The organism is Zhongshania sp. (assembly GCF_041584495.1).
Taxonomy (GTDB): Bacteria; Pseudomonadota; Gammaproteobacteria; order Pseudomonadales; family Spongiibacteraceae; genus Spongiibacter.
Genome location: NZ_JBFHDY010000175.1, coordinates 1 through 4,947 on the forward strand (window position 1 = coordinate 1; position 4,947 = coordinate 4,947).

At 51.3% G+C, this 4,947-nt stretch carries 3 protein-coding genes and 1 pseudogene; 1 reads left to right on the forward strand and 3 read right to left on the reverse strand.

Annotation, left to right across the window (positions count from 1 at the left end; genetic code table 11):
* Positions 1–173: 173 nt before the first annotated feature.
* The 3 genes from ABYP33_RS17340 to ABYP33_RS17350 form a co-directional block, all read right to left on the reverse strand.
* Positions 174–659: a peptidylprolyl isomerase gene (locus tag ABYP33_RS17340; protein ID WP_008251266.1), complete on the reverse strand. Its 486-nt coding sequence runs from the start codon at positions 657–659 to the stop codon at positions 174–176.
* A gap of 141 nt (positions 660–800) precedes the next feature.
* Complete coding sequence (locus tag ABYP33_RS17345; protein ID WP_008251265.1) at positions 801–1,748, reverse strand: LysR family transcriptional regulator; 948 nt, start codon at positions 1,746–1,748, stop codon at positions 801–803.
* A gap of 213 nt (positions 1,749–1,961) precedes the next feature.
* Positions 1,962–4,148: a malate synthase G gene (locus ABYP33_RS17350; protein ID WP_373092418.1), complete on the reverse strand. Its 2,187-nt coding sequence runs from the start codon at positions 4,146–4,148 to the stop codon at positions 1,962–1,964.
* A gap of 355 nt (positions 4,149–4,503) precedes the next feature.
* On the opposite strand from ABYP33_RS17350, the pseudogene ABYP33_RS17355 reads away from it, so the two are divergent.
* Positions 4,504–4,947, forward strand: a pseudogene (locus ABYP33_RS17355) (isocitrate lyase); the annotation flags it as partial.

Below are 4,947 nucleotides of genomic sequence, written 5' to 3' on the forward strand. Positions count from 1 at the left end.
CCCTTGCCGTTCGGCTAATCGTTCCCCTTGCCGGGCCGATAGTGGACTCTCACCACCAAGTCATCCAATCGCCACCACGCGGTTTGGAACAGCGCCCGTCACGGCGCTACGCGCCATGCCTGGCGCACGCAAAAAAAAGAGGCCAATTGGCCTCTTTTAAAACTCTTAGGTAATCAGTGCTGATGACCACCGGCGCCGTGGACATGGCCATGGCTGAGTTCTTCTTCACTGGCAACACGAACTTCTTCAATGCTGACGTCAAACTGCAATACCTGACCCGCTAAAGGGTGGTTGGCATCAACAGTAACAGACTCGTCGTCAACCGCTTTAACAACAACGGTTTGCACTTGACCCTGTGCGCCGGACGCCTGGAACTGCATGCCGACTTCGATTTGATCGACGCCTTGGAATGCTTCACGAGGTACCGCTTGGATCAATTCAGGGTTCAGTTCACCGTAGCCATCTTCTGGCTGAACAGTCACTTTCATCGCGTCGCCGGTAGTTTTGCCGGTCAGCTCACGCTCTAAACCTGGGATAATACCGCCGTGACCATGCAGATAGGCCAGTGGCTCTTGACCTTTAGACGTGTCAATCTCAGCACCAGCTTCGTCGGTCAGGGTGTAGTGAAAAGCCACTACGCAATCGTTAGCAATAATCATGGGAGCCTCCCGTTAAAATAAGCCGACAAGCATGACAGTTTTGACCGGCAAGGTCACGCCACCGGGCCAATTTATTGCTTATTTGCCGAGATTCGACGATCAGCGGCCAATATTGCGGAAGTTGTCACACCCCCGCCAAACTCAGGCGCGACCGGAAATTTCCTCGCCCACCTCAACAATACGACGCCGCAGCCAAATATGACCCGGGTCATGCTGTAACAGGGGGCTCCACGCGAGCTTAAGCTCAATAGGTATTATCATAAACGGCGGTTTGCGCACGGCTAAACGCGGGTCATCCACGTACAAATTAGCTACCTGAGTCGGCAGGGTAGCAATTAAATCAGGGTGTTTCGCCAGTAATGCCGCCACCTGATAGTGACGGGTAAACACGCGGATTTGCCGCTCGTGCCCACACTCGGCCAAGGCCTCGTCGACCCAGCCTAAGCGCTGACTGTCGCGCTGACTCATACCGCGCCCAACCCCCATACCCGTCTTGCTAACCCAAATATGGGGCGCCGCTAAAAAGGCGTCCATATCGAAATTACCCAAGGCTGAGTTGCCACTGCTCATCAGACAGGAAAAGCTATCTCGCCACACCGTGGCCTGATGAAAAGACTGAGGCAGACGATCAAAGCGATTGATTGCCATGTCGATCTTGCCTTGCTCCAAGTCCTGAAAAGTCACGTCGCTCGGAGTCAAAATATCTAAAGTGATATTCGGCGCTTCGTCGCGGAGTTTAAATAGCAGCGGCATCAATAGCGTAGACTCCGCATAGTCGCTGGCCATAATCCGAAACACCCGGCTACTCTTAGTGACCTCAAAATCCGAGACCGGCAATACCGCCTGCTCCACCGCCGATAAAATAGTCCGCACCTGGGGCTGCAACTCCAAGGCACGCTCCGTCGGCGTCATACCCTCGCTAGTACGCACCAGCAGCGGATCATTAAACAAATCCCGCAGACGGCGCAGACCATTACTCAATGCTGGCTGGGTAATGCCTAACTGCTCCGCGGCACGGGTAACATTTTTCTCTCGTAACAGCACGTCGAGATAGACCAGCAGGTTTAGATCGATTCGCGATAGATTCATACTAAGAATAACTCCGCAGGGCTTTATAGTTTGGCGTGATTATGGGCGTTTTTTGAGCGCTCTGCCAGCAGAGACGCGGGAGACGCTTTACGGGAGACGGTAAACGCTTTTGCTTTTGCATCTCCCGTTTTCCGTCAAGCATCTCCCAGAATAAAAAAGGCCCGGATAAATCCGGGCCAAGCCTCACTGACAGGAAAGGAATCGTTTAAAAACTTAAGCCTTAGCTTGAGCTTTGTATTCAATACGACGGCGATGCAGAACTGGCTCGGTGTAGCCGCTAGGCTGTTCGCAGCCCTTAAAGACCAGTTCACAGGCAGCTTGGAAGGCCACGCTGTCGTCGAAGTTAGGCGCCATTGGCGTGTAGCTCGGGTCGTCGGCATTCTGCCTATCAACTACTGCCGCCATACGCTTAATGGTTTCCATCACTTGCGCCTCAGTACAAACGCCGTGATGTAACCAGTTGGCGATGTGCTGACTAGAGATACGCAGGGTCGCGCGGTCTTCCATCAGGCCAACGTCGTTAATATCAGGAACTTTAGAGCAGCCCACACCGGCATCGATCCAGCGCACTACATAGCCAAGCATGCCCTGGGCGTTGTTATCCAACTCTTGCTGGATTTCTTCGGCGCTCCAATTGGGGTTCTGCGCAACCGGAATACTTAAAATATCGTCCAGGGCAGCGCGCTGGCGGCTGGCCAACTGAGCTTGCACCGACTTCACGTTGACTTGGTGATAGTGCATAACGTGCAAGGTTGCGGCAGTAGGCGATGGCACCCAAGCGCAGTTAGCGCCAGCCTGTGGATGGGCAATCTTTGCCTCCATCATCGCGGCCATTTCGTCGGGCATGGCCCACATGCCTTTACCGATTTGTGCGCGGCCGCTTAAGCCACAGGCCAAGCCGATATCAACGTTCCAGTCTTCGTAGGCGTTAATCCACGCCTGCTTTTTCATGTCGGCTTTGCGTACAAATGGGCCGGCTTCCATACTCGTGTGAATTTCGTCACCGGTGCGATCTAAGAAGCCAGTATTGATAAAGATAACCCGCTCTGGCACCGCAGCAATACAGGCCTTGAGGTTAACGGTAGTGCGACGCTCCTCATCCATGATGCCGATTTTTAAAGTGTTGCGCGGCAAACCAAACGCGTCTTCAACCCGCGAGAATAATTCACCAGCAAAAGCCACTTCTTCAGGGCCGTGCATTTTTGGCTTAACAATGTAAACACTGCCCGTGCGGGAGTTGCGCAAGGCGCTCGTCTGCTTAAGATCGTGCATCGCCGCCAATACCGTGACCATGGCATCCATGATGCCTTCAGGTACTTCAAGGCCATCGGCGTCAATAATGGCCTCATTGGTCATCAAGTGACCAACGTTACGAACCAACAGCAAGCTACGGCCGTGCATGACTTTTTCGCCGCCATCGGCTGCGATAAAGGTACGATCACCAACTAAGGTACGAACTAGCTCTTTACCACCTTTATTGAGTTTTTCCTGAAGATCGCCCTTCATTAAACCCAACCAATTGCGATAAACCTCAACTTTGTCGTCGGCATCTACTGCGGCTACCGAATCCTCACAGTCTTGAATAGTAGTCAGTGCCGACTCCAGCACCAAATCCTTAACCCGCGCCGGATCATCCTTGCCAATAGGGTGCTGGTCGTCTATTTGAATATCGATATGCAAACCATTATTTACTAGCAAAATATTGCTAGGGCTGGCGGCATCCCCCAGAAAACCAACAAACTGCTCTGGCTGCTGCAACTCGGTAACAGACCCATCTGCCAAGCTAACCGCCAAGGTGCCAGTTACCACGCTATAGCCTGTTGCATCCGCGTGACTGCCCGCAACGAGCGGCGCACTTTGATCTAAAAATTGGCGGGCGTAAGCAATAACCTTAGCGCCGCGCACGGGGTTGTAGCCCTTGCCCTTATCAGCGCCATCGGCTTCTGAAATAACATTGGTGCCATAGAGCGCATCATATAAGCTACCCCAACGCGCATTCGCAGCGTTCAGGGCGTAGCGAGCATTCATTACTGGCACAACAAGCTGAGGACCAGCCAAACTGGCGATTTCTTCATCGACATTCACGGTACTAACCGCAAAATCAGCAGGCTCAGGAAGCAGGTAATTAATTTCGGTTAAAAAGGCTTTATACTTTGCTGCGTCGAACTGACCGCGGTTAGCGCGATGCCAGTCGTCAATTTGAGCTTGAATCTGCTCGCGTTTAGCCAGTAAAGCGCGATTTTTAGGGGCGAGATCATTAATCACTGCCGCCATCGCATCCCAAAATTGCTTAGGGCTAATACCGGTACCAGGAGCGACCTCCTCGTTGACCAAGCGATAAAGTACATCGGCAATCTGTAAGCCCGCGTGCTGCACCCTAGAATTGGCCTGCGAAGACATAATCACTCCTTAATAAATTAATACTTTGTGTTTAGAAATTAACTGCGTGCGACATCACTCAAATGTAGACCAACATCCTAGCACTTGGGCATAATTCTGCAAATTTATCCATATTATCTTTACTATTCATTTTGTGAATGGATAATTTATATTGAGCAGCTATAATGATGGAATTCGGCGCATCCTCAAAAGCCTCCTCTATTACGGTGTAGCTATATAGCGCTTTATTGACGATCAAGTAAGAATTATTTATTTAATAAATAATCGACATAATACCTATAAATTAGAAAAATTTAACGGTCACGCGTAAACTAGCCAGCGTTAACCACCCAAACGCACAAAATAGGGACCACATATGTCAACTCTACAAGCAGACATCCAGGCAGTTGCCTCACTTAAGGAACAAGCTGGCCACAGCTGGGACGGAATCAACCCCGAGTATGTCGCACGCATGCGCGCCCAGAATAAGTTCAAAACCGGTCTAGACATTGCCAAATACACTGCCGACATCATGCGTGCAGACATGGCCGCGTTTGACAAAGACAAAACCAAATACACTCAGTCTCTGGGTTGCTGGCATGGCTTTATTGGTCAGCAGAAGATGATTTCTATTAAGAAACACTTCAACGGTAAAACTGATCGCCGCTACTTGTACCTGTCTGGCTGGATGGTTGCCGCGTTGCGCTCTTCCTTTGGTCCCCTGCCTGACCAATCAATGCATGAAAAAACCGTTGTTGCCGACCTAGTACGCGAGCTCTACACCTTCCTGCGTCAAGCCGATGCACGTGAGCTGGGCGGC

What these genes read in the sequence shown, in the direction of transcription:
- ABYP33_RS17345 (WP_008251265.1), bottom strand. Translation starts at nt 1,748, where the DNA reads ATGAATCTATCGCGAATCGATCTAAACCTGCTGGTCTATCTCGACGTG.
- ABYP33_RS17350 (WP_373092418.1), bottom strand. Translation starts at nt 4,148, where the DNA reads ATGTCTTCGCAGGCCAATTCTAGGGTGCAGCACGCGGGCTTACAGATT.
- ABYP33_RS17340 (WP_008251266.1), bottom strand. Translation starts at nt 659, where the DNA reads ATGATTATTGCTAACGATTGCGTAGTGGCTTTTCACTACACCCTGACC.